The sequence below is a fragment of the Cupriavidus sp. C2SS-8b genome (genome assembly GCF_057073745.1).
The window spans coordinates 2,471,015-2,495,294 of record NZ_CP172716.1 but is presented as its reverse complement, the minus strand read 5'-3'; the positions used below and the strand labels follow the sequence as shown (position 1 = coordinate 2,495,294).

The 24,280-nt window shown below is 66.5% G+C and carries 22 protein-coding genes; 6 read left to right on the top strand and 16 right to left on the bottom strand.

Annotated features, from left to right (window positions below):
- Positions 1-11: 11 nt before the first annotated feature.
- From rng to ACIGJB_RS11525, 8 genes are all read right to left on the bottom strand, one after another.
- Positions 12-1,475 carry a ribonuclease G gene (rng, locus tag ACIGJB_RS11560; protein ID WP_483729952.1) on the bottom strand — a complete coding sequence of 488 codons (1,464 nt, stop codon included), beginning with the start codon at positions 1,473-1,475 and terminating at the stop codon, positions 12-14.
- 74 nt (positions 1,476-1,549) lie between these two features.
- Positions 1,550-2,152 (bottom strand): Maf family protein, encoded by a 603-nt coding sequence (locus ACIGJB_RS11555; protein WP_483729951.1) that lies wholly within the window; start codon positions 2,150-2,152, stop codon positions 1,550-1,552.
- A gap of 90 nt (positions 2,153-2,242) precedes the next feature.
- Positions 2,243-2,722 carry a 23S rRNA (pseudouridine(1915)-N(3))-methyltransferase RlmH gene (gene rlmH, locus ACIGJB_RS11550; protein ID WP_483729950.1) on the bottom strand — a complete coding sequence of 160 codons (480 nt, stop codon included), beginning with the start codon at positions 2,720-2,722 and terminating at the stop codon, positions 2,243-2,245.
- A 45-nt stretch (positions 2,723-2,767) separates the two neighbouring features.
- The gene (gene rsfS, locus ACIGJB_RS11545) at positions 2,768-3,508 is read right to left on the bottom strand and encodes a ribosome silencing factor (protein WP_483729949.1); all 741 of its coding nucleotides are present in this window, start codon (positions 3,506-3,508) and stop codon (positions 2,768-2,770) included.
- A gap of 42 nt (positions 3,509-3,550) precedes the next feature.
- Positions 3,551-4,273, bottom strand: a complete 723-nt coding sequence (locus tag ACIGJB_RS11540; RefSeq protein ID WP_483729948.1) for a nicotinate-nucleotide adenylyltransferase — start codon at positions 4,271-4,273, stop codon at positions 3,551-3,553.
- A gap of 10 nt (positions 4,274-4,283) precedes the next feature.
- A complete protein-coding gene (gene hemF, locus ACIGJB_RS11535) occupies positions 4,284-5,195 on the bottom strand; it encodes an oxygen-dependent coproporphyrinogen oxidase (protein WP_483729947.1) in 912 nt (303 codons plus the stop codon).
- Positions 5,196-5,372: 177 nt separating this feature from the next.
- Positions 5,373-6,641 carry a phosphoribosylamine--glycine ligase gene (gene purD / locus ACIGJB_RS11530; RefSeq protein ID WP_483729946.1) on the bottom strand — a complete coding sequence of 423 codons (1,269 nt, stop codon included), beginning with the start codon at positions 6,639-6,641 and terminating at the stop codon, positions 5,373-5,375.
- A 79-nt stretch (positions 6,642-6,720) separates the two neighbouring features.
- Entirely contained in the window at positions 6,721-7,446 is a 726-nt protein-coding gene (locus ACIGJB_RS11525) for a YebC/PmpR family DNA-binding transcriptional regulator (protein ID WP_483710775.1), read from the bottom strand.
- A 206-nt stretch (positions 7,447-7,652) separates the two neighbouring features.
- Here ACIGJB_RS11525 and ACIGJB_RS11520 point away from each other — a divergent pair, with 206 nt between their 5' ends.
- On the top strand, positions 7,653-9,188 hold the full coding sequence (locus ACIGJB_RS11520) for a helicase HerA-like C-terminal domain-containing protein (protein ID WP_483729945.1): 1,536 nt from the start codon (positions 7,653-7,655) through the stop codon (positions 9,186-9,188).
- A 7-nt stretch (positions 9,189-9,195) separates the two neighbouring features.
- On the opposite strand, the gene ACIGJB_RS11515 is transcribed toward ACIGJB_RS11520, so the two are convergent.
- From ACIGJB_RS11515 to ACIGJB_RS11490, 6 genes are all read right to left on the bottom strand, one after another.
- On the bottom strand, positions 9,196-9,378 hold the full coding sequence (locus ACIGJB_RS11515) for a DUF3149 domain-containing protein (RefSeq protein ID WP_483729944.1): 183 nt from the start codon (positions 9,376-9,378) through the stop codon (positions 9,196-9,198).
- 145 nt (positions 9,379-9,523) lie between these two features.
- Complete coding sequence (upp, locus tag ACIGJB_RS11510) at positions 9,524-10,174, bottom strand: uracil phosphoribosyltransferase (protein WP_483710778.1); 651 nt, start codon at positions 10,172-10,174, stop codon at positions 9,524-9,526.
- 166 nt (positions 10,175-10,340) lie between these two features.
- Entirely contained in the window at positions 10,341-11,741 is a 1,401-nt protein-coding gene (locus ACIGJB_RS11505) for an MFS transporter (RefSeq protein ID WP_483729943.1), read from the bottom strand.
- 445 nt (positions 11,742-12,186) lie between these two features.
- Positions 12,187-15,105 carry a c-type cytochrome gene (locus ACIGJB_RS11500; protein WP_483729942.1) on the bottom strand — a complete coding sequence of 973 codons (2,919 nt, stop codon included), beginning with the start codon at positions 15,103-15,105 and terminating at the stop codon, positions 12,187-12,189.
- On the bottom strand, positions 15,102-15,599 hold the full coding sequence (locus ACIGJB_RS11495; protein ID WP_483729941.1) for a (2Fe-2S)-binding protein: 498 nt from the start codon (positions 15,597-15,599) through the stop codon (positions 15,102-15,104). The genes ACIGJB_RS11500 and ACIGJB_RS11495 overlap by 4 nt, the downstream gene beginning before the upstream one ends.
- A gap of 127 nt (positions 15,600-15,726) precedes the next feature.
- Positions 15,727-16,887, bottom strand: a complete 1,161-nt coding sequence (locus ACIGJB_RS11490) for an FAD-dependent oxidoreductase (RefSeq protein WP_483729940.1) — start codon at positions 16,885-16,887, stop codon at positions 15,727-15,729.
- Between the two features lie 369 nt (positions 16,888-17,256).
- On the opposite strand from ACIGJB_RS11490, the gene ACIGJB_RS11485 reads away from it, so the two are divergent.
- The 4 genes from ACIGJB_RS11485 to ACIGJB_RS11470 are packed head-to-tail and all read left to right on the top strand — an operon-like array spanning position 17,257 to position 20,588.
- A complete protein-coding gene (locus ACIGJB_RS11485) occupies positions 17,257-18,009 on the top strand; it encodes a maleate cis-trans isomerase family protein (protein WP_483710783.1) in 753 nt (250 codons plus the stop codon).
- A gap of 10 nt (positions 18,010-18,019) precedes the next feature.
- Entirely contained in the window at positions 18,020-18,853 is an 834-nt protein-coding gene (locus tag ACIGJB_RS11480; protein ID WP_483729939.1) for an alpha/beta fold hydrolase, read from the top strand.
- Positions 18,854-18,877: 24 nt separating this feature from the next.
- On the top strand, positions 18,878-19,957 hold the full coding sequence (locus tag ACIGJB_RS11475; protein WP_483729938.1) for a 2,5-dihydroxypyridine 5,6-dioxygenase NicX family protein: 1,080 nt from the start codon (positions 18,878-18,880) through the stop codon (positions 19,955-19,957).
- A complete protein-coding gene (locus ACIGJB_RS11470; protein ID WP_483729937.1) occupies positions 19,950-20,588 on the top strand; it encodes an N-carbamoylsarcosine amidohydrolase in 639 nt (212 codons plus the stop codon). The genes ACIGJB_RS11475 and ACIGJB_RS11470 overlap by 8 nt, the downstream gene beginning before the upstream one ends.
- 27 nt (positions 20,589-20,615) lie before the next feature.
- Here the strand turns inward: ACIGJB_RS11470 and ACIGJB_RS11465 are convergent, their stop codons facing one another.
- Positions 20,616-21,359, bottom strand: a complete 744-nt coding sequence (locus ACIGJB_RS11465) for a TetR/AcrR family transcriptional regulator (protein WP_483729936.1) — start codon at positions 21,357-21,359, stop codon at positions 20,616-20,618.
- A gap of 94 nt (positions 21,360-21,453) precedes the next feature.
- Here ACIGJB_RS11465 and ACIGJB_RS11460 point away from each other — a divergent pair, with 94 nt between their 5' ends.
- Positions 21,454-23,733, top strand: coding sequence for a xanthine dehydrogenase family protein molybdopterin-binding subunit (locus tag ACIGJB_RS11460; protein ID WP_483729935.1), 2,280 nt, complete (start codon positions 21,454-21,456; stop codon positions 23,731-23,733).
- A gap of 47 nt (positions 23,734-23,780) precedes the next feature.
- Here ACIGJB_RS11460 and ACIGJB_RS11455 read toward each other — a convergent pair whose 3' ends face one another.
- Positions 23,781-24,245 carry a MarR family winged helix-turn-helix transcriptional regulator gene (locus ACIGJB_RS11455; RefSeq protein WP_483729934.1) on the bottom strand — a complete coding sequence of 155 codons (465 nt, stop codon included), beginning with the start codon at positions 24,243-24,245 and terminating at the stop codon, positions 23,781-23,783.
- Positions 24,246-24,280: the final 35 nt, after the last annotated feature.

The following is a 24,280-nucleotide window of genomic DNA, read 5'->3' as shown; positions in this document are numbered from 1 at the left end:
CGGCGTCCCGCTTACATCAGAATGATGTCGTACTGCTCCTGGTGGAACGTCGATTCCACCTGCAGCGAGATCGGCTTGCCGATGAAGTCGCCCAGCATCGCCAGGTGCTGGCTTTCCTCTTCCAGGAACAGGTCGATGACTTCCTGCGACGCCAGGATGCGGAATTCGCGCGGATTGAACTGGCGCGATTCGCGCATGATTTCGCGCAGGATGTCGTAGCACGCCGTGCGCGGGGTCTTGACCTGGCCCTTGCCCTGGCACACCGGACACTGCTCGCACAGCACGTGCGCGAGCGATTCGCGCGTGCGCTTGCGCGTCATCTCGACCAGGCCGAGCTGGGAGAAGTTGTTGACCGTGATGCGCGTGCGGTCGCGCGACAGTGCGCGCTTGAGTTCCGACAGCACCGCTTCGCGGTGCTCGACATTCTCCATGTCGATGAAGTCGATGATGATGATGCCGCCCAGGTTGCGCAGCCGCAGCTGGCGCGCGATGGTGTGTGCCGCTTCGAGATTGGTCTTGAAGATCGTGTCGTCGAAATTGCGCGCCCCGACGTAGCCGCCGGTGTTGACGTCGATCGTCGTCATCGCCTCGGTCTGGTCGATCATGAGGTAGCCGCCGGACTTCAGGTCCACGCGCCGCGACAGCGCCTTCTCGATCTCCGCATCGATATTGAACAGGTCGAAGATCGGCCGCTCGCCGGTGTAGTGCGACAGGCGCGGCAGCACCGCCGGCGTGTATTCCTGCGCGAATTCCACCAGCCGCTGGTAGTTCTCGCGCGAATCGATCTGGATCACGCCAGTGGCGTCGTTGATGAAGTCGCGCAGCACGCGCTGGGCCAGGTCCAGGTCCTGGTAAAGCAGGCTCGGCGCCGGCTGCGTGGTGGCGTTCTGGCGGATCGTTGCCCAGATCTTGCGCAGGTAGGCGATGTCGTTGCCAAGCTCTTCATCGCTGGCTTCCTCGGCGATGGTGCGCACGATGAAGCCGCCGCGCTCGTCGGTCGGTACCAGGCCCTGCACGCGGCTGCGCAGCGCCTCGCGATCGACCTCGCCCTCGATGCGCTGCGAAATGCCGATATGCGGATCCTGCGGCAGGTACACGAGCGTGCGCCCCGCAATGCTGACCTGCGTGGACAGGCGCGCGCCCTTGGTGCCGATCGGGTCCTTGATGACCTGCACCATCAGCGCCTGTCCTTCGAACAGGGTCTTCTCGATGGCGAGCTGCGTGCCGTTCTTGTTGTCGGGATCGCGCGGATGCCAGATATCGGCGACGTGCAGGAATGCCGCGCGTTCCAGGCCGATATCGATGAAGGCCGACTGCATGCCCGGCAGCACGCGCACGACCTTGCCCAGGTAGATGTTGCCGACCAGTCCGCGCGTCAGGGTGCGCTCGACATGCAGTTCCTGGACGGCGGCCTGCTGCACGATGGCAACGCGCGTCTCTTGTGGCGTGATGTTGACGAGGATGTCTTCAGTCATGGCGGATGAAACGCGTTGCCGGTGTACCGGCGATGTATTGTCTGCCCGGGTCTGCAGGCCTTGGAGGGTGCCGTTCAGAACCGCAGGCGGGCCTGCCTGAGTAGCGCTGCCGTCTCAAACAGGGGTAGGCCCATGATACCTGAATAGCTGCCTTCGATCCGCTCGACGAACTCCGCCGCGCGGCCCTGGATGCCGTAGGCGCCGGCCTTGCCGAGCGGCTCGCCGCTGGCCACATAGCCCTCGATTTCGGGCGCGGTCATCGCGCGGAAGGTCACGCGGGAAATCGACAGCGCATGGTGCATGCCCAGCGTCGAGACCACGGTGACGGCGGTCAACACGCGGTGCGTCGCGCCGGAGAGCGCGGCCAGCATGGCCGTGGCGTCGGCGCCATCGGCCGGCTTGCCGAGGATGTCGCCGCCAAGGCACACGGTGGTGTCGGAGGTGAGCACGGGGGCGTCGGGCAGCGCGCGCCGTTCGCGGCGCCGCAGCGCGGCTTCGGCCTTGAGCGCGCAGACGCGCTGGACATAGTCGTCGGGCGTCTCGCCGGGCTGTACGATTTCCAGTGCCTCGGCGTCTTCGTCATCGTCGGCGAGCAACAGTTCATAGCGCACGCCGAGCTGCGTCAGCAGTTCGCGGCGGCGCGGGCTTTGGGAAGCGAGATAGAGGTAATCGTGCATCGGGGCGGGAGCAGTGATTCGGGAACAGGCAAGCCCGAAGCGGCCGCCCAAGGCCCGCATTGTACTGCCGGCGCCGGCGCCGGCGCCGGCTCAGGCCCGGTGATAGGGGTGGTTCTGCGTGACCGACCAGGCGCGGTACAGCTGTTCGGCCAGCAGCACGCGCACCATGCCGTGCGGCAGCGTCAGGCTGGACAGCCGCAGCAGCGTCTGCGCCCGCGCTTTCAACGCGGGATCGAGGCCGTCGGCGCCGCCGATCAGGAACGCAACGTCGCCGCCTTCGCGTTGCCAGTCGGTGAGCTGACCGGCGAGCTGCACTGTCGTGAAGTCGCGCCCCCGCTCATCCAGCGCCACGATGCGGCACTGCCGCGACAGCGACGACAGCACCGCGTCAATGCGAGCGGCTTCGCGCTGCATCACGGTAGCGGCGTTGTTGGAAGACGAGCGGGCTTCGGGCTTGACCTCGCGCAGTTCGATGCGCAACTCCGGCGGCATGCGCTTGGCATACTCGTTGAAGCCGGTTTCGATCCAGCCCGGCATCTTGTGGCCGACCGCCACGATGACCAGTTGCATGGGATCCATTGCCGCGCGGCCGGAGCCGCGCGCGCAAGTTCAGGCTCAGGCCGAGCGCGTGGTGCGCTTGCGGGCGGCCGGCTTGGCGGCGCCGGTCTTGGCAGCGGCGGTCTTGGTCGCGGTGGTCTTCGCCGCGGTCGTACGCGTGGCGGTCTTGCGTGCCGGGGTGCCGGCGGCCGTCTTGCGCGGCGCGGCGGCGCGCGTCGCCGGAGTCTTGGTGGCAGCGGTCTTCGTGCCCGAAGTCGTCTTGCGCGGCTTGCGGATGGTGGCGATGGCGTCCGGATCGGTGTCCTCGTGGCCCATCGGCGGCGACGGTTCCTTCATGCCTTCGGGCAGGCGGGCCAGCGCCGGGCGCAGGCCGGTGGCGCGGCGCGCGCGCGGTGCCGGCGCATCTTCGTCGTCGTCATCCATCGGCTCGCTGGCCTTGGCCAGGCCCTTGGCGGCGGCCAGCTTGACGCGCACCGGCTTGTCGCCCCAGATTTCTTCGAGGTTGTAGTACATGCGCAGTTGCGGCTGCAGGATGTGCACCACCGCATCGCCGCAGTCGACCAGCACCCATTCGCCGGTTTCCAGCCCTTCCACCGCAATGATGTGGCCGCCGGCATCCTTCACTGTCTCGCGCACCGACGCTGCAAGCGCCTTGGTCTGGCGGTTGGATGTCCCGCTGGCAATCACCACCCGGTCGAACAGTTCGGTCAGGTGGCTGGTGTCATACACCTTGATGTCCTGCGCTTTGACATCCTCGAGGCCGTCGACGATGGCGCGTTGCAGTTTGCGAATATCCATGGTGCGTTCTTGTTCAGCTGAATTCATTGGGGGGCGGCCAGTTCAGGACTGGCCTGATGCGGGGCGGTAGAGGCCCTGGCTCGCGATGTAGTGTGCCACGCCAGCCGGCAGTTGGTCATCCGCTGGCAAGCCGGATGCCAGGCGCTGGCGCAGGCCGGTGGAAGACAAGTCGACAGCGAGGGTCTGGTCAATCCACATCCGGCCGGAGGGCGTGCATTGTATCAGGTGCGTGTCGGCGTGGCGCGCGGCCAGCGCTTCGCGCACCGGCCCTTCGAGTTCCGAGAGCGCAAAGCCGGGGCGCGTGGCGGTGCACAAGTGCACGTGGGCGAACAATTCCTGCCAGCCGTGCCAGGTGTGCAGGCGCAGGAGCTGGTCGGCGCCCATCAGCCAGCAGAGCGAGGCTTGCGGGCCATACTCCTCGCGCAGGTGGCGCACGGTGTCGATGGTGTAGCTGGGGCCTTCGCGGTCCACTTCCATGCGGCTCACGCGAATCTTTGCCGAAGTGCCGGTCAGCGCGGCGGCGGCAAGTTCCGTCATGGCGAACCGGTCCGCGGCGGGGGTCACGTCAGCGCTCTTTTGCCACGATTGGCCGGTGGGGATCCACACCAGTTCATCCAGCGCCAGATGGTCGATGCACAGGCTGGCGAGCGCCAGGTGGCCGAGATGAGGGGGGTCGAAAGTGCCGCCCAGGATACCCAGGCGATAAGGGCGGGCGTCTTTGCCGGCTGCTGCGGCCGGCACGGCGTCTTGGTTGGGATGTGCCATAAGGTTGCCGTCAGGCCCAGTCGCGCGCCGGCAGGAAGTCGGTGTACAGCGCGCTTTCGGCGCTGCCCGGTTCCGGCTGCCAGTCGTAGCGCCATGTCACCTGCGGCGGCATCGACATCAGGATCGATTCGGCGCGGCCGCCGGACTGCAGTCCGAACAGTGTGCCGCGATCGAACACCAGGTTGAACTCGACATAGCGGCCACGGCGGTAGGCCTGGAAGTCGCGCTCGCGCTCGCCGTACGGCGTGTCCTTGCGGCGCTCCAGGATCGGCTGGTAGGCAGTCAGGAAGGCATCGCCGACGCCGCGCATCATTTCGAAGCTGCGTTCGAAGCCCAGCGTCGAGAAGTCGTCGAAGAAGATTCCCCCAATGCCGCGCGCCTCGCCGCGGTGCTTCAGGAAGAAATACTCGTCGCACCACTGCTTGAAGCGCGGATACAACTCATCGCCGAACGGTGCCAGCGATGCCTTGCAGGTGCGGTGGAAATGGGCGCAGTCGTCGGTATTGCCGTAGTACGGCGTCAGGTCCATGCCGCCGCCGAACCACCACACCGGATCGGCACCAGCCTTGGTGGCGATGAAGCACCGCACGTTCATGTGCACGGTGGGCACGTACGGATTGCGCGGATGGAACACCAGCGATACGCCCATCGCTTCGAAACCGCGCCCGGCCAGCTCGGGCCGGTTGGCGCTGGCCGATGGAGGCAGGGTATCGCCGGTCACGTGCGAAAAGCCCACGCCGGCACGCTCCATCACGGCGCCGCCTTCCAGGATGCGGGTGCGGCCACTGCCGCGCAGGCGCTCGGTGGGCGGCTTTTCCCAGGCGTCGGTCAGGAAGGGCTGTCCGTCAATAGCGGCGACGGCGTCGGTGATGCGGTCTTGCAGACCGAGCAGGTAGGCACGGACTGCCTGGGAATCGATCATGGCTTGTAGGGGCGCGGGCCCCGGATGCAAGGGCGGCCGTGCCGGCGTCTGGCCGGCACGGCCGTCATGGGTGTGTCACGATTGTAACGGCTGGCGAGGCACTTGCCGGCGCCAGCCGTCCACCTGTGACGGGCCGCCAGCGGCCGGTACGGCCTCGTGGCGGCGCCACATCGGCGCTCAGCGCTTGATGGCGCGGTAGCCGATGTCGGTACGGTATTGCATGCCATCGAACTGAATCTGCTCCACGGCTGCGTAGGCGGCGCGTTGCGCGGCCTTGACCGTATCGGCCAGGCCCACCACGCACAGCACGCGGCCGCCCGTGGTCAGCAGCGTGCCGTCCTTGAGCGTGGTGCCGGCGTGGAAGGTCACGCTGTCGTCGGTTTCGGCCGGGATGCCGGTGATGGCATCGCCCTTGCGCGGCGAGTCGGGGTAGCCATAGGCTGCCATCACCACGCCCAGCGCGGTGCGGCGGTCCCAGTCCAGTTCGACTTCGTCGAGCTTGCCCGACACGGCGGCGTCCATCACGTCGACCAGGTCAGTCTTCAGGCGCGCCATGATCGGCTGGGTTTCCGGGTCGCCCATGCGGCAGTTGAATTCCAGCGTCTTCAGGTTGCCGTCCTTGTCGATCATCAGGCCGGCGTACAGGAAGCCCGTGTACGGAATGCCGTCCTTTTCCATGCCGCGCACGGTCGGCACGATGATCTCGCGCAGCGCGCGCGCATGCAGCGCGGGCGTGACCACCGGCGCGGGCGAGTAGGCGCCCATGCCGCCGGTGTTGGGGCCGGCATCGGCGTCCAGCAGGCGCTTGTGGTCCTGGCTGGTCGCCAGCGCGAGCACGTTCTTGCCGTCGACCAGCACGATAAAGCTGGCTTCCTCGCCTTCCAGGAACTCCTCGACCACCACGCGCGCACCGGCATCGCCAAGCTTGTTGTCGGCCAGCATCATGTCGACGGCGGCGTGCGCTTCTTCCAGGTTCATGGCGACGACCACGCCCTTGCCAGCCGCCAGGCCATCGGCCTTGATCACGATCGGCGCGCCTTGCGCGTCGATGTAGGCGTGCGCCTGGGCGGCGTCGGCGAAGGTCTGGTAGGCCGCGGTCGGAATGCCGTGGCGGTGCATGAAGGCCTTGGCGAAGTCCTTCGACGACTCGAGCTGTGCCGCAGCCTGGGTCGGGCCGAAGATGCGCAGGCCCTTGCCGCGGAACACGTCCACGATGCCGGCGGCCAGCGGCGCTTCGGGGCCGACCACGGTGAAGGCCACGCCTTCGCGCTCGGCAAAGGCGGCCAGCACTTGCGGATCCGTCAGCGGAACATTCTGCAGGCGCTTGTCGAGCGCGGTCCCGCCATTGCCTGGTGCCACGTACACCACCTGAATCTTGGGGGACTGGGCTAATTTCCAGGCCAGCGCGTGTTCACGTCCACCCGAGCCGACAACCAATACTTTCATGATCCACTGCCAGAAAAGATACGCATGCAAAAAGGCGGCAGCTCGATCGTGCTGCCGCCCGAGGGCTAACTAAGTCTACTTACTCTTCGATGACCGCGTTGGTGAAGACTTCCTGCACGTCATCGAGGTTTTCCAGGGCGTCCAGCAGCTTCTGCATCTTCGCCGCGTCGTCGCCCGTGAACTCGACTTCATTCTGCGGCTTCATCACCACGTCGGCCACTTCGGCCTTGAAGCCGGCGGCTTCCAGGGCCGCTTTGACCGCGGAAAAGTCGTTCGGCGGGCAGGTGACTTCGATCGAGCCGTCGTCATTGGTGACCACGTCGTCGGCGCCGGCTTCGAGCGCGGCATCCATCAGCTTGTCTTCCGGCGTGCCCGGGGCAAACAGGAACTGGCCGCAATGGGTGAACATGAAGGCCACCGAGCCTTCGGTCCCCATGTTTCCACCGTGCTTGGAAAACGCGTGGCGGACTTCGGCCACGGTGCGCACGCGGTTGTCGGTCAGGCAGTCGACAATGATCGCGGCGCCGCTCAGGCCGTAGCCCTCGTAGCGGATTTCCTCGTAGTTCGCGCCTTCCAGGCCACCCACGCCGCGCTGGATCGCGCGCTGGATGTTGTCCTTGGGCATGTTGGCGTCCATCGCCTTGTCCATGGACAGGCGCAGGCGCGGGTTGGAGTCGACATCGCCGCCGCCGAGCTTGGCGGCAACGGTGATTTCCTTGATCAGGCGGGTCCAGATCTTGCCGCGCTTGGCGTCTGCGGCGGCCTTCTTATGTTTGATATTGGCCCATTTCGAGTGACCGGCCATGATTCTCTCCGAAGCGGAAAACGTGAGGTTGTGCGGGAAGGCTGCAGCTTGCGGGCGCCGTACAGCGTGGTATAGCGCGGTAGAAGCGGCCGCGCCGGGTGACGGATTGACCCGGCTGCTGGCTATAATCAGCCCGTGATTTTATCACGCGGCCCTGTCCGTGCCGCGCCCGTGGCTGTCCGCCACGCTTCCCGATCCAAGACACCATGGCCGAACCTATCCTGATCGCCAAGAACGCCGAGCACGAACTGGCCCTGCTGCCGCAGATGGGCAACCGGCACGGACTGATCACCGGCGCCACCGGTACCGGCAAGACCGTAACCCTGCAGACGCTGGCGCAGGGGTTTTCCCGGCTGGGCGTGCCAGTCTTCATGGCCGACGTCAAAGGTGACCTGACCGGCATTTCCATGCCGGGCCAGCCCTCGGACAAACTCAAGGCGCGGCTGGAGGAACTGAACCTGCCGGAGCCGGCCTGGGGCGGTTGCCCGACCACGCTGTGGGACGTATTCGGCCAAAAGGGGCATCCGGTGCGGGCCACCGTCTCGCACATGGGGCCGCTGCTGTTGTCGCGCATGCTGGAGCTGAACGATACCCAGCAGGGCGTGCTCAACCTGGTGTTCCGCATTGCCGATGCCAATGGCCTGCTGCTGCTCGACGCCAAGGACCTGCGTGCCATGCTGCAGCACGTGGGCGACAATGCGGCGCAGTTCACGACGGAGTACGGCAATATCTCGGCTGCCTCGATCGGCGCGATCCAGCGTGGCCTGGTAGCGCTGGAGTCGCAGGGCGCGGATGTGTTCTTCGGCGAGCCGATGCTCAACCTGGAAGACTTCCTCCAGACCGACAAGGGCCAGGGCGTGGTCAACATCCTGGCGGCCGACAAGCTGATGAACTCGCCCAAGCTCTATGCGACGTTCCTGCTGTGGATGCTGTCCGAGCTGTTCGAGAAGCTGCCCGAGGCCGGCGACCTCGACAAGCCCAAGCTCGTCTTCTTCTTCGACGAGGCGCACCTGCTGTTCAACGATGCGCCCAAGGCGCTCCTCGACAAGATCGAGCAGGTGGTGCGACTGATCCGCTCCAAGGGCGTTGGCGTGTACTTCGTCACGCAGAATCCGGCCGATATCCCGGATACGGTGCTGGGCCAACTTGGCAACCGCGTGCAGCATGCCTTGCGCGCATTCACGCCGCGCGACCAGAAGGCGGTCAAGGTGGCGGCCACCACCATGCGCGCCAACCCGAAGCTCGATGTGGAGAAGGTCATCGGCGAACTGGGCGTGGGCGAGGCGCTGGTGTCGCTGCTCGATGCCAATGGCACGCCGGGCGTGACCGAGCGCGCCTGGGTGCTGGCGCCAGGCAGCCGCATCGGCCCGGTTACCGATGACGAACGCAAGCAGCTGATCGCGACGTCGCTGGTGGCGGGGACTTACGAAAAGACGATCGACCGGGAGTCGGCCTACGAGAAGCTGCGCGGCAGCGTGGCGCCGGTGGGTAATAGTGGCGGTGGCGGCGGCGCCACGGCGCAGAAGCCAACGGCCGGTGCGCCGGCCGAAGAAGGCGGCTGGCTGGGTACCGCCGGCGAGATCTTCGGCTCGCTGACCAAGGGTACCGGCAAGACCGGCCGGGGCGATTCCATCCTGGAATCGATGGCCAAGTCGGCCGCGCGTACCGTGGGCTCCCAGGTCGGCCGCGAACTGATCCGCGGCGTGCTGGGCAGCCTGCTGGGCGGTGGCAAGAAAAAGTAAGCGCTGCTCAATGCGTGCCGGTCTGCGATGCCGACCGGTTTCCCGCGGCGGCCTTGGCGGCGGCCGCGTCTTCGCGCATCTTGCGGCTGAACAGGCGCGCGAAGAACCACGCCATGCCGATGATAAAGACGATGACGCCGAGGCTCATCAGCCCGGTGCTGGTCGTAAAGAGGATCTTGAAGGCTTCCATGCGGTTCTCCCTGTGAGAGTTCGACGGGTTGCACGCATTTGCGGTGCGACGTCGAGTGTAGGGAGCCGCACCGCGCGAGCCATTGAGTAGGATCAAGCTCGCGACAGCGGGAAAGATAGCGAGCGGGCAGCCGCCCGCTGCAAGGTCAGTTCTTGGTGCCGAACAAACGATCGCCCGCGTCACCGAGGCCCGGAACGATGTACGCGTGTTCGTCGAGGTGGCTGTCGAGCGAGGCGACGAACAGCTTCACGTTCGGATGCGCCTTCTGGAACACCTCCACGCCTTCCGGTGCCGCCACCAGGGCGACGAAAGTGATGGCGTCGTCCTTCACGCCGCGGCGCTTCAGGACATCGACGGCATGCGCGGCGGAATAGCCGGTGGCAACCATCGGATCGCACAGGATGAAGCTGCGGTCTTCCACGTCAGGCAGGCGCACCAGGTATTCCACCGGGCGATGCTGATCGTCGCGATACACACCGATATGCCCGATCCGCGCCGACGGGATCAACTCCACCAGGCCATCGCTCATGCCGACGCCGGCGCGCAGCACCGGCACGATGGTCAGCTTCTTGCCGGCGATGACGGGGGCTTCCAGCGGCACTAGCGGCGTTTCGATATGCCGCGTGGTCAGCGGCAGGTGGCGCGTGATCTCGTAGCCCATCAGCAACGTGATCTCGCGCAGCAGCTCGCGGAACGTGCGCGTGGACGTGTCCCGGTCGCGCATATGCGAGAGCTTATGCTGGATCAGCGGGTGGTCGAGGATGTACAGGCTGGGGAAACGCGGGTCTTGTTTCATGGCGGCGGCGAAGGCTCGGCGGGAGAGGGTGAAGCGGGCGGCCCCGGTCTTGTGAACCGGGACGCCGCGCCGTGGTAGCGCGATTGTAATGGAAGCGGGCCGCCGCGCGGCTGCGGCGGCCCATGCCTGTCGCTACGTTTCCGAGCTTGCCTTGCGAACCCGTCTGTCAGTCAAGCGCGCGGTTCTTCGATTCGATATCGACCATATAGATCGCGAGCGCCGCCACGGCCAGGAACGACGAGAGCAGCACCAGGGCCAGCGTGAAATGCGTGGCCATGACCGGGGCAACGATGGCCGGCGCGAACAGGCCGCCGAAGCGCGCCATGGCGCCCGCCGTGCCCATCCCGCTGGCGCGCAGGTCGGTCGGATACACCTCCGGCGTGAAGGCGTAGAGCGCGCCCCAGGTGCCGAGCAGCGAGAAGCTCATCAGCAGGGTGGAGCCGACCACCAGCGTCGGCGACTGGCCCAGGCTGTACAGCATGCAGCCCGCGGCGCTGAGCAGCAGGAAGCCGATCAGCGTCGGCTTGCGGCCCCAGCGCTCGACGCCATGCGCCGCGAGTGCGAAGCCCGGCAGTTGCACCAGCGCCAGCAAGATCAGGAAGACCTGGCCGCGCATGAAGCCGAAGCCTTGGCCCGCCAGCTTCACCGGCAGGTAGACGAAGACACCGTAGTAGGCGATCGAGATCAGCGCCCACGCCACCAGCAGGCTGATGCTGCGGCGGCGGAAGCCGGTCTCGAACAGCGCCAGCACCGACTTGCGCTCCATCTTCTGCGGTTCCAGCGTGCCGATTTCAACCGAAACGCGATTGGCGGCGGCAACACGCTGCAGCACGGCGCGGGCTTCGGCCGAGCGTCCCGACTTGTTCAGGTAGAGCGGAGACTCGGGCACGTACAAGCGGCAGACCAGGCCGACCAACGCCGGGATGCCGGTGACCAGGAAGATCAGGCGCCACGCTGCATCGCCGTGCGAAACGGCAATCAGCGCCAGGATGGCGAGCAGGATCGTGCCCACGGCCCAGAACGATTCCAGCAGCACCAGCCAGCGGCCGCGGCGGTCGGAGGGCAGGAACTCGGCCATCATGGTGTAGTCGACCGGCAGCGTGCCGCCGACGCCGATGCCGGTCAGGAAACGCAGCACCAGCAGCCACTGGAAATCCGGTGCGAACGAGGACGCGACGCCACAGATGGCGTCGATGACCACCGCCATCATCAGCACGGGCCGGCGGCCGATGCGGTCGGCCAGGCGGCCGAACATGAACGCGCCGATCAGCATCCCGACAAAGAACAGCGTCCCGCTCTGCAGCGCAGTCGGAACGGGAATGCCGAAGGTCTTGGCAATCGAGGGCGCGGTGAAGCCGATCGACAGTACCTGCATCGCGTCGGCGAGCCAGACCAGCCCGAAGATGACGAACAGCCGGTACTGGAAGCGGCCGACGCCGGCGGCGCGAATGCCTTCCTCGATGGTGATGGTCTGGGAGCTTGCAGTCCTCGCGTTCGACGGCGGGGCAGCGCTGATCGACGCTTCGGCGAGGGGCGTGGAAGGCATGGATGAAATGGATGACGACATGTTGTCTACCTGTCTAACAGTCTATTAGAGGGCTGGTTCCTGAACCCGGAAGCACACGTCTGACGAAGCAGGGGGGGCGGACCCGCGCGGGTCCAGACAGACGCGTGATGCTGTCGCGCCGCCGATTGCAACGTAACGCTGGGGGACTGCAATCTGGCGAAGCGAGAACTATGCCGGGCGCACTCTTGCCATGCGGGGCTGATGCGGATACGTCATCGTGGACTCCTTATTGTCTACCCTTGGTGGATTTCGGTCTTGTATTTATCGTGGCACGTCATCGTGGTGCGCGGTCCTTGTGCCGCTGTGCACCGCTGCATGCTCTGTTTCGCGCTAATGTAGTGCGTGCTACATGATCGTTCAGCGTAAGCTACATGAAAAGGGCCGGCAAGGCCGATCTGCGGTTTTCTCCTCGGGGTTTTCCCGCGCGCCGCGCGGGTCTCGTCTGTCAGTGCGCGGGCGCAGCGCGCAACCGCGCAACGGTGGCTTGCACGTCTTGCCACGCGGGCTTGTCGGGGGCGAAGCGCGCACGCAGGTATTGCGCAAGGGCCGTGATCTGCGTGTCGTCGAGACTGTCCGCGTAGGACGGCATGGCGCCCAGCGTGCTGTTCGGCGGTGCCGGCATGCCTTGCAGCAGGACCTGGATCACGTTGTCGGGCCGGTCGCTGTGCAGGTTCGTGTTCAGTGCCAGCGACGGCTTCACACCGAACTGGCGGATGCCCTGGTCCGACTGGTGGCACACGGCGCACGCGCTTTGGTACAGGCGCGCTGCAGTGCCGCCCAGCGATCTGGCCGCTTCTGCGCTGCGTTGCTCGTATTGCACGGCCTGCGCGGTGATCTGTGCAGGCGCGGGCGGTGGCGCGCTGAACGACGCGACGTAATGCGCAATCGCGCGCACGTCGGATTCGGGCAGCAGCGCCAGCTCTTCCACCACAGGGGCCATTGGCCCGGCGGCGGCGCCGTGGTGCACCGCGTAGCCGCCGCGCAGATAGGTGAACAAGGCGTCTTCAGTCCACGGGACCGGTGCGCGCGACAGCGCGGTCAGCGCGGGCGCATCCCAGCCTTCGGCAGTGCCGCCGGTGAGGTAGTGACGACCGCCTTTCTCTCCGCCCAGTGCATTGCGCGGCGAATGGCAGGCGCTGCAGTGGCCCAGCCCTTCGGCCAGGTAAGCGCCACGATTCCATTGCGCGGAGCGCGAGGCATCCGGCTTGAATTGCTCGTTGCGGTGGAACAGCAGATTCCAGCCGGCCAGCAGGGGACGCATATTGAACGGGAAGGCCAGTTCGGTGCGTGGCACGCTGGTCTTCACCGGCTCGGCTGACATCAGGTACGCGTACAGCGACTGCATGTCGGCATCACTGATCTTCGCGAACGCCGTATAGGGAAACGCCGGGTACAGTCGGCGGCCATCGCGATGGATGCCTTCGCGCATGGCGCGCTCGAAGGCGGCGAACGACCAGTTGCCGATACCGGTCTCAGTATCGGGCGTGATGTTGGTGCTGTAGACCGTACCGAACGGCGTTTCCAGTGCCAGGCCGCCGGCATTCTTCACGCCGTCCGGTGCGGTATGGCAGACCGCGCAGTCGCCGGCAGCGGCTACCAGCCGTCCGCGTTCCAGTGTCGCGGCCGAATAAAAGCCAGACTCGGTCGGCGCGACGGGGGCGATGGGCGCCCGCCATGGCAGCACGGTGGAACACAGGCCGGCCGCCGCCGCAGCTGCCGCGGCAAGCCAGCCGCGTTTGCTGCGCCGCTTCTCTGGTTGTTGCGAGTCCAGTGCCAGCCGGATCCGATCGGCGCTGAACGGCGGTTCGCGCAGCCGTACGCCGGTCGCATCGAAGATTGCATTAGCGACGGCGGCTGCGGCTGGCAGCGTCGCGGCGGGGCCGGCGGCCAGCGTATTGCGCGTGGCGAGCGATCCGGCCATGCGGATTTCGGGCACCGTGGTGCCAGCGACGGCGGGCAGGTTGCTCTCGGAAGTCTCAGGCTGCCCGGCGGGCCATGCATCGAAGCCCGCCGATTGAGCGGTCAGCTGCCTTGCGGCCTGAGCGACCACCTGTTCGAGTGCGGGGAATGCCTGCGTTGTGCGCTGTGGCAGCGTCGATTCGCTGTCGTGCCCGACGGTCACGCGCGTGACGGCGAGTTCGCCGGTGGTGCCGTCGACTTCCACTTCCGCGACCCACGCCGACCAGCTCTGCGTAGCGTCGTCCTCCACCACATGCGCGTAGGCGAACCCGCGGCCACGGCGCACGTTGCCGCTGCGCGCGATGCCTGAGCGCTGCGTCGACGGCGTCCATCCTGCTCGCTCGGCTACGTCGCGCACCAGCGCTGCGCCACGCGCATCGTCAAGGTGATCGAGCCGCAGCGCTACCGGATCGCTGCCGGAGCTGGCGGCGATCTCATCAACGTGCGATTCCTGTGCAAAGACCTGCGCGCGGGCCAGTGGCGTGTCTGTCGAGCCGGCCTCTGCGCCAGCCGCACTGATATCGATGTTGGAAATGCGGTATGGCGGCAATGCGCCGGCTCGCGCGCTGGCGGCGACATCGGACACCGGCGCCGCCGTGTGCATCAGCCACAAGGCAAGCGGTACAGTGGGTGCGGCAGTGCCGCTGAGCGTGGCGGCATACGCGTCGATCACGGCGCCGGCGTGCGCGCTGTCGATCTGCCAGTCCAGCGTTGCATTGGCCAGCCCCACGTCATCGGCGGTAATCGTGCGCCGCACACAGCCGCCTGCGGCGTGCGCCATCAGCGCGGCGTCGGCGGCGGCGTGGTGTGCGAGCAGGCCGGGGTCGGCGCTGTCGTCGGCGCTTTGCCAGCACACCAGCGTAATCTGAGGCTCGGCAATGCCGAGCAGCGCAGCCAGTTCTTCGCGCAATGCGCCAGGGCGCGCACTGGGCAGCCAGACGCGGAGCGCGCCATCGCGCCACTCGGCGATGGTCGTGCAGGTGGCTGTCGTCGCCTGCATGCCGGCCAGCGGCCACTGGTAATGCTGCGCCTGGCGTGCAAGCGATTGTTCGAGTGCGCCGGCTGCGTCGCCACGCTGTGCCAGCGCGCGCCGCTGCACGGGCACCGTCTCTGGTGCGGGCGGTGCGGTCCAGCGCGCACGCAGTGCAGCCGTCGCATGCGCGGCCTGTTCATCGGAGTCGGCCGCCACGCCGGCGAAGTTGTTGCGCACGACCACGGCTCGCACGCCCGGCATTGTGGCTGCGGCGTCCCGGTCCGCGCCGAGCAGACGTGCAACGAGAGGCTGACCACCAACCCATTGAAGCCCGGGCGGACGCAAGACATGTACGGCCAGGCATTGGGGAGGCGGGAGAGGGCTTGCCGCCTTGGCGACGGCATCCGCGCGGGGCACCAGCGTGTCGTTCACGACTGTGCTCCGTGCGCGCCTTCGCGCTGCAGGATCGCCGCGCGCTGCACGGCGCGCACGATCTCGACATGCGTGCCGCAGCGGCACAGGTTGAAGCGCAGCGCCTCGCGGATCTCCGCCTCGGTCGGGTCTGGGTTCTCCGCCAGCAGCGCCTTCGCGGTCATGATCATGCCGTTCAGGCAATAGCCGCACTGCGCGGCCTGCTCGTCGATGAATGCCTGCTGCACCGGGTCGGGATGCGCGGGCGTGCCCAGTCCTTCCAGCGTGGTCACGTCATGGCCGATTACCGCCTTCACCGGCAGCACGCACGAGCGCGCGGCGGTGCCGTCCACCAGCACGGTGCAGGCGCCGCACTGGCCCAGTCCGCAACCGTACTTCGGGCCATTGCAGGCCAGGTCGTTGCGCAGGATATAGAGCAGCGGCGTATCAGGCGCCACGCAGACCGTATGGTCGGCGTGGTTGACATGAAGCGTCAGGGGGCGGGGCGCGTTCATCGGGGGCAGGTGGCGGTTTGAACATCACGCAGCGCTGCGCCGCGCCCCTTCATGGCGAGGGGCTGTGGCGCGTCGGGCCCGTACAGCGGCCAGGCCGGCAGTACGGGCGGGTCGGCTCAGGCGGACATCATGCAGCCGCCGACAGCGGCGGGCGGCCGGCCGAGACCAGCGGCACGTTGTACACATCGTAGCCGAAACACCAGTCGGGGTTCTCGTTGGTGCGCAGCCACGTGTTGTTGTGCGAGACCAGCTGGACCTTGCTGGCGCGTTCGGCGCGGTTGGCTTCGTACAACGCGAAGGTGGCGGCGTAGTCCTCCGTGCCGGCTTCGATGAAGCAGCGCGTGAGCATGGCAGCATCCTCGATCGCCATCGCCGCGCCCTGTGCCATGTGCGGCTTCATCGGGTGGCAGGCGTCGCCGAGCAGCACCAGGCGGCCGCGGCTCCATACCGGCAGCGGATCGCGTTCCAGCAGCGGCCACTTGGTCACTTCCACGGTGCCTTCGATCAGCGACTGCACGCCCTGGTGCCAGCCGTCGAATGCGGCGCGCATCTCTTCGATGCTGCTCGGCACCCAACTCTTGCTCATGTCCCACTCGGGCTCGGGCACGCCGGTCACGTAGTAGATCTCGTCGAGCTTGCTGGTGTCGAAGTACACCATCATGTGGCGATCGTCCGACCACCACTTGGTGCAGCGGTCATGCGTAAAGCCCTTGACGCGCGAGATCGGGAACACCGCGCGGTGCGCCACGTAGCCCGTGTACTTGGGCGGCTCCGCGCCGAGCAGGGTTTCACGGATGCGCGAGTTCACGCCATCCGCGCCGATCACGATGTCGGCCTCGTCGACGGTGCCGTCGGTGAAGCGCAGCTGCACCACGTCGCCCTGGTCGGTCACGCTTTCGAGCTTCTTGTTGAAGAACAGCGTTCCGGGCGCCACGGCATCGGTGAGCAGCTTGTGGAAGTCGCCACGGTGCACGGTCAGGTAGCTGGCGCCGTAGTGCTTCAGCGCGTAGTCGCCCAGCGGAATCTGCGCGCAAACCTCGCCCGTGTCCCAGTCGCGGCTGTACCAGTAGTCCGGATGGCAGCCCATGTCATTGAGCGCGTCCTCGATGCCGATACGACGCATGATCTTCATCACGTTCGGCCCCACGTGGATGCCGGCACCCAGCCGCGAGAACGCCGGCGCCTGTTCATACAGCCTGACCTGGAGGCCAGCACGCTGCATCAGGGCGGCAGCGGCCGTTCCTCCGAGTCCTGCGCCGATGATTGCGATTCGCGGTTTGCCTTGCACGTTATTTCTCCTGGCAGTGACACATGGGTCGATGAGTGTGGGGGGCCGGCTCAGCGGCCAGTTGTTGAAAACGAGTGTACACACTAGAAAATTGAAGGTAAAGATAGATTTGCATCAACTTATGGAAAACCCTGATGTCGATGTGATGATTCTGGCATGTCGCCCGGAAATGGCGAATTTATGTGCAATACAAGGGCTAATAATGATTCAGTGCGCACTGAATGAGTGCCGTGCGGGTCGCGCAGAATGTGTTTGCGCATATAGAGTGTGTACACTACAATCAATCGCAACCGCGGACGCCTGGCAAGACTGCCTGTAGCGGCCGGGTAGACAAGGCATTCCCAAGACAACCAGATGACGGAGTCGACAGTGCAGAAAGTTTTCCGAATCGGCCAGATCGTGCCGAGCTCCAACACCACGATGGAAACCGAGATCCCGGCCATGCTGAGCGCACGGCAGCAGATCCGCCCCGAACGGTTCACCTTCCATTCGAGCCGCATGCGCATGAAGAAGGTGGTCAAGGAAGAACTGGCGGCGATGGACGCCGAGTCCGACCGCTGCGCCGTGGAGCTTTCCGACGCCCGCGTGGATGTGCTCGGCTATGCCTGCCTGGTGGCGATCATGGCGATGGGCCATGGTTATCACCGCAAGTCGGAACAGCGCCTGAAAGCCCACACCGTTGAGAACGGCGGGGATGCCCCGGTGATCACGAGCGCTGGTGCGCTGGTCGATGCACTCAAGGTGATCGGTGCCAAGCGCATTGCCGTGGTCGCGCCGTATATGAAGCCGTTGACCGAACTGGTGGTGGACTACATCCGCAACGAAGGCTACGAAGTCGTCGACTACCGCGCGCTGGAAATTCCCGACAACCTCGAAGTCGGCCGCCACGATCCGGCCAAGCTGCCGGCCATCGTCGCGCAGATGAACATTGCCGACGTCGATGCCATCGTGCTGTCGGCCTGCGTGCAGATGCCGTCGCTGCCGGCTGTAGCGAAGGTCGAGGCGATGACCGGCAAGCCGGTAATCACGGCGGCCATCGCCACCACCTACGCGATGCTGCGCGCGCTGGACCTGGAGCCGGTCGTGCCGGGCGCGGGCGCGCTGCTGTCCGGCGCCTACTGAGGGTCGCGACATGAGCACCTTCCTCTACGGCGGCAATGTCCAGGCCAATGGCATTCGCCAGCACTACCTACGCTATGGCGGTAACGATGGCGAACGCGCGTCGCGCGACACCGTCATCATCGTGCCGGGCATCACGAGCCCGGCCATCACGTGGGGCTTCGTTGGCGAGCAGTTCGGCCAGTGCTTTGATACCTATGTGCTGGACGTGCGCGGTCGTGGCTTGTCGGAAGCGAGCGACACGCTGGACTACAGCCTCGATGCGCAAGCTGCCGATGTGATCGCATTTGCGCAGGCACTGGGTCTGCAGCGCTATGCCATCGTTGGCCATTCGATGGGCGGACGCATCGGCGTTCGCGCCGCGCGACAGCACCCGGCAGGCCTGACACGACTGGTGATGATTGATCCGCCAGTCTCCGGCCCGGGCCGCCGCGCATATCCGGCGCAGCTGCCCTGGTACATCGATTCCATTCGCCTCGCGCGCGCCGGCATCGACGCGGAAGGCATGCGCCGCTTCTGCCCGACATGGACCGACGAACAATTGCGCCTGCGCGCCGAATGGCTGCACACCTGCGACGAGCGCGCGATCCTTGCAAGCTTCAACGGCTTCCATGAAGACGATATCCACGCCGACCTGTCGCACGTGTCGGTACCGACGCTGCTGATGCGCGCGGGCCGTGGCGACGTGGTGCGCGATGAGGACGAGCAGGAAATCCGCACACTGCTGCCAAACCTGCTGGTGAGCCACGTCGCCGATGCCGGCCACATGATCCCGTGGGACGACGAGGCTGGCTTCTATCGTGCTTTTGGCGATTTCCTCGGCGCCGCGCTGCCCGCGCTGGCCTGATATCCGCGAATCGGAGGAGCGAACATGCCCGTAAGCGATTACGACCTGACCCAGGCGTGGAAGCAGGTGCTCACGCTGTCGAAACTGGAAGCCGGCCAGACCGTCACCGTGCTGACCGGCGCCGCCACGCATCCGCAGACCTTGCGCACGGCCATGGTGGCCGCGGCGTCGATGGGAGCCATCGTCAACCGGCTCGACCTGCCGCCCGTCAACGGCGAGAAGGCGCTGAGCCGCGATGCGCTGGCCTATCTCGGCACTACGCCGCTGACCGGCAATCCGGCCGCCATCGCCGCGCTGAAGGCGAGCGACCTCGTGCTCGACCTGATGACGCTGCTGTTCTCGCCCGAGCAGCATGACATCCTGAGCGGCGGCACGAAGATCCTGCTCGCCGTGGAGCCGCCCGAGGTGCTTGCGCGCATGGTCCCCACCGAAGCGGACCGCAAGCGCGTGAAGGCTGCCACGGCGCGCCTGTCGCGCGCTCGGGAAATGCACATCGTCTCCGATGCCGGCATGGACCTGCGCTGCAAACTCGGCGAGTTCCCCGCGATCAGCGAATACGGCTTCGTCGACGAGCCCGGACGCTGGGACCACTGGCCGAGCGGCTTCGTGCTGACCTGGCCGGATGAAGGCGGCACTAACGGCACCATCGTGCTGGACCGTGGCGACATCCTGCTGCCGATGAAGTCGTATATCCAGGAGCCGATCCGGATCACGGTCGAGTCCGGCTATGTGAAGGCCATCGAAGGCGGCCTCGATGCCGAACTGCTTGCCGACTACATGGCATCGTTCAACGATCCCGAAGCCTATGCGATGTCGCATATCGGCTGGGGCCTGCAACCGCGCGCGAGCTGGTCGGCGCTGGCCATGTACGACCGCGAAGCGACCATCGGCATGGATGCGCGCGCGTACGAAGGCAACTTCCTGTGCTCGTTCGGTCCCAACAACGAAGCCGGCGGTAGCCGGACGACCGCCTGCCATATCGATATCCCGGTGCGCCACTGCACGGTCAGCCTCGATGGCGAACCCGTGGTGGTGCGCGGCGAGGTGACGGACGGCCACCACGCGCCCGTCAACACACTGTTCAAGGAAGCCCGCCATGCATGAAGAAGTCCAGACCTACCAGCGGCAAGGCTTCGGCACCGCCATGGAGATCCGGCCGCCATACGGGCTGCTGATCATCGATTTCGTCAACGGCTTCGCCGATCCGGCGGTCTTTGGCGGCGGCAATATCCCGGAGGCCATCCGCAATACGCAGCCGCTGCTGCGTGCGGCGCGCGAGCAGGGCTGGCCGGTGGCGCACAGCCGCATCGTTTTTGCCGATGACGACGCCGACCACAACATCTTCACGCTGAAGGTGCCTGGCATGCTGACGCTGAAGGAAGACAGCCACAACAGCGCCATCGTGCCGGAGCTCGCGCCCGCTGCGGGCGAGTATGTGGTGCGCAAGACGGTGCCGTCGGCGTTCTTCGGCACGTCGCTGGCGGCGTGGCTGACGCAGCGTGGCGTGCAGACGCTGCTGGTGGCGGGCTGCGTCACCAGCGGCTGCGTGCGCGCCAGCGTGGTCGATGCGATGTCGCTCGGCTTCCGGCCGCTGGTGCTGTCGGACTGCGTCGGCGACCGTGCGCTCGGCCCGCACGCGGCGAACCTGTTCGACATGGAGCAGAAGTACGCCACCGTGCTGACCCGCGACGAAGCGCTCGCGCGGATTGCGCCAGGCGTGCAAGCGGCGGCCTGAGGCGCATCGGTGCGACCGATGCGTCGCTCAGACGGCCGCCACGCGGCGCTTGCGGACCGGCTTGCCGGAAGGCTGCGCCGGCGCGGGCGGGGCATCGGGGATGGCGCCCGGCACTGCCACGGCGCGCAGCACCGTCTGCTGCATCACATCGCGCCAGTGCGATACCGCGGCCGGGCTCATCATGGGTTCGCCAAGGAAGGCGCTGAGCGTATGATGGTTCGAGTTGTAGAAGTAGCCGAGCGAGGCGATGACCATGTAGACATCGCGCGCGCCGGCGTCGGGCCGGAACAAGCCCACCGCCTTGCCGCGCGACAGGATGCCGTCGAGCACGGACAGCGCGTAGCTGGAAATATCGCGCAGGCGCACCGACTTGCGCGCGTGCTTGCCCTGGCTCATGTTCTCGCTGGTCAGGATCGCGACGAACTCCGGGTGCTCGAGGTAGTAGTGCCAGACGAAGTCGGTCAGTTGCGAGAGCGCGCGCACCGGATCGGCGGCGTCGAGTTCGCCTTCGAGTTTCTGCTCGGCTTCATTGAGCTGCAGGTAGATGGTCTCCAGGACTTCGACGAACAGCTTTTCCTTGCTGCCGAAGTAGTAATAGATCATCCGGTCGTAGGTCTTGGCGAGCGTCGAAATCCGTTCGATGCGCCCGCCGTCGTAGCCGCGCTGCGCGAAGACCTTGATGGCCGCCTTCAGGATCCGGTCGCGGCTGTCCTGGGCCTGCCGGGCGCGCGTCCCGACTGCCGCGCGCTGGGTTGCGGTCTTGATGGTCATGTTGGATGGCTCGGCATGAGGTCTGTGTCTGGCAGGCAGTATAACGGCGGCATCGCGGGTGCCGCCTGATGCAACGCGGCAAAATTCAAGAGCTATGACTGCGACAATCCTCGATACCGTTCCCGAAGCAGAGGCCTCGACCCCGCGCGCGCAGCGCCTGGCGCTGCTGCAGGCCAGCGGCGTGCTGCTGGTCACGCGCGCCCCGCAGGCGGCGGCGAGGCCCGCGCCGGGACAGCCGGGCGCTGCCTCGGACTACGTGCCGGCGCTGCCGGACATCTTCGTGGCCATACGCGATACCGGCGAGGTGCTGGCCTTCAACGGCCACGTCGACCTGGGCACCGGCATCCGCACCGCGCTGGCGCAGATCGTCGCGGAAGAACTGGACGTGCCGCTGGCGCGCGTGCGCATGGTGCTGGGGCATACGGAGGCCACGCCCAACCAGGGGCCGACCATTGCGAGCGCTTCGATCCAGATCTCCGCCATTCCGCTGCGGCGTGCGGCGGCGCAGGCCCGTGCGTGGCTGCAGGCCCGCGCGGCACAGACGCTGGGCGTGGCGCCAGAAACGCTGGAGGTCGACGACGGCGTGTTCCGCGTGAAAGGCGCGCCCGACGGCATCGGCTACGGCGCGCTGGTGGCGGACGAGCATGTCGAGTTGCCGCTGGCCGACGACGTGCCGACCAAGCCGGTCGAAGCCTACCGTATCGTCGGCCGTGGCGCGGGCCGCGTAGACATCCCTGATAAGGCGCGCGGCGTGCTGACGTTCGTGCATGACGTGCGCGTGCCCGGCATGCTGCATGGACGCGTGGTACGGCCGCCGTATGCCGGCCGGGATGCAGGGGATTTTGTCGGAACGAGTTTGCTGGAAGTCGATCGCGATTCCGTGCGCGATGTGCCGGGACTGGTCGACGTCATCGTGCAGGGCGATTTCGTCGGCGTGGTGGCCGAACGCGAGGAGTACGCGGTGTTGGCGGCGCGCCGCCTGCGCGTGCGCTGGAAACCGGTGCCGCCGCTGCCGGCACTCGATGATCCGGAGCCTGCGTTGCGCGCGAATCCGGCAAAGCGCCGCGACCTCCTCGACGATGGCGAGATGCCGGCACCGGGAACGGGTACCACGCTGGAGCGCCATTTCGTGTGGCCCTATCAAATGCACGGCTCCATCGGACCGTCATGTGCCGTCGCGGACTGGCGTGAGGATGGCCTTACCGTATGGTCCGGTACGCAGAACCCGCATGTCTTGCGCATCGACCTGGCGCGCTTGTCGGGACGTGGCGAGGACGGCATCGAGATCGTCCGCATGGAGGCCGCCGGTTGCTACGGCCGTAATTGTGCCGATGATGTCTGTGCCGACGCCGTGCTACTGTCGCGCGCGGTGGGGCGTCCGGTGCGCGTGCAACTTTCGCGCGAACAGGAGCACCTGTGGGAGCCCAAGGGCGCGGCGCAACTGATGGACGTCAGCGCGACGCTGGGCGCCGGCGGCGAGTTGCTCGGCTATGACTTTGTCAGCCGCTATCCGTCCAACGATGCGCCGACGCTGGCACTGCTGCTGACTGGGCAGGTATCCAATGCGCCGCGCATGCTTGAGATGGGCGACCGCACCGCCGTGCCGCCATACGCTTACGGGGGCCGTCGCATCGGTTGCGACGACACGCCTGCCATCGTGCGCGCGTCGTGGTTGCGCGGGGTTTCGGCATTGCCGAATACGTTCGCGCATGAGTGCATGATCGATGAACTGGCGGTGGAGGCCGCTACGGATCCGATCGACTTCCGGCTGCGGCATCTGCCGGATGATCGCGCGGCCGATCTGCTGCGCGCCGTGGCGGATGCGGCTGGCTGGCAGCGCGGCGCACAGGGCTCACGCGGTGTACCCGATGCGGACGGCAAGCTGCGCGGCCGTGGCGTGGCCTATGCGCGCTATATCCACAGCCGCTTTCCGGGCTTCGGCGCGGCGTGGTCCGCGTGGATACTCGATGTTTCGGTTGACGTCGTAACTGGGCAAATCGCCGTCGAGAAGATCGTCGTGGGGCAGGACACCGGCATGATGGTCAACCCCGACGGCGTGCGCCACCAGATCCACGGCAACGTGGTGCAGACGCTGAGCCGCGTGCTCAAGGAGCAGGTGCGCTTTGACGGCGCGGGTGTGGCAAGCCGGGAGTGGGGCGGTTATCCACTGCTGACGTTCCCGGAGATTCCGCCGATTGAAGTGGTGCTGATGCCGCGGCAGTCGGAGCCGCCGTTGGGCGCGGGCGAGTCTGCGTCGCTGCCGGGGGCGCCTGCGATGGCCAATGCGTTGTTCGATGCGATGGGGGTAAGGTTACGGCGGCCGCCGTTTGTGCCGGAGACGGTGCTGGCGGCGTTGGGCAATCGACAGCCTTAGCAAACCGGCGGCAGTACAAACACCTGCAGCCGTACAAGCGCCGCCGCTCAACCCGCCCCGTTCCCCTCATCAATCTCGCTCATCTTGCGCAGCAGGTAAGTCACCGCCACGCGCTCGGCCGGGTTCAGGTTGCCAAACGTCTGTTCGGAAATCTGCTTCGCAAAAGGCACCGTCTCGTCGATCAAAGCCAGCCCGCCATCCGTTACCGTCACCACCACCTTGCGCCGGTCATTCGGATCGTGCGATACCGCGACCAGCTGGCGCGACTTCAACCGTTCGATGATGCCGCGCACCGTGGCCTGGTCGATCGCCGTGGCCCGCACCACCTCATTGAGCGAGCACGGTTGCCGGTCCCTGACTGCGCACAGCACCACGAACTGCGCCGCCGTGAGCTGCGAATCGGGAATGGTCTGCTGGAAGATGGCCACGTGGCGCTGGTATGCGCGGCGCAGCAGGTGGCCCACCTGTTCGGTGAAGTCATAGCCGGCGGGCTGGTCGGAAGAGGAGGGCACGTCGATCGTGGTGCGATGGAAGGTGTGCCCCGAGT